Source organism: Streptomyces sp. NPDC006265 (assembly GCF_040613555.1).
Taxonomy (GTDB): Bacteria; Actinomycetota; Actinomycetes; order Streptomycetales; family Streptomycetaceae; genus Streptomyces.
Window position 1 is genome coordinate 1 of the sequence record NZ_JBEXSH010001354.1, and the last position, 454, is coordinate 454.

Consider the following 454-nt stretch of genomic DNA (forward strand, 5'->3'; position numbering starts at 1 on the left):
GGCTCCTTGGCGGGTTGTTGTCGCCCCCGCGGTTTGGGGCGCCATCGTTTCGGCGCCGTCATCCGTGGGGCCCCTTTTTCAGTACAAACAGGCCACCAACGCAACCGGTCACAGCTGGAGCTTGAAGCCCGCGTGGGAGGCCGTGAACCCGAGCCGCTCGTAGAAGCGGTGGGCGTCGGTGCGGGTCTTGTCGGAGGTCAGCTGGACCAACTGGCATCCCTGGTCCCGGGATTGTTCGATGGCCCACTCGATGAGCTCGGTCCCCAGGCCGCTGCCACGCTCGTCCGCGTGGATGCGCACCCCTTCGACGATCGACCTCATCGCGCCGCGTCGGGAGAGCCCGGGAATGATCGTGAGCTGGAGCGTGCCGATGACCCTGCCCTCCCTGACCGCCACCACCAGGCGGTGGGTCGGATTGGTGGCGGGCCGCGCCAGCGCCGGCCGCACCTGGGCG

1 protein-coding gene is annotated in these 454 nt (G+C 69.2%); it reads right to left on the reverse strand.

Annotated features, from left to right (window positions below; all coding sequences use genetic code 11):
- Window positions 1-108: 108 nt before the first annotated feature.
- On the reverse strand, window positions 109-454 hold a 346-nt coding region (locus ABZ281_RS48780), incomplete at its 5' end, for a GNAT family N-acetyltransferase (RefSeq protein ID WP_356665225.1).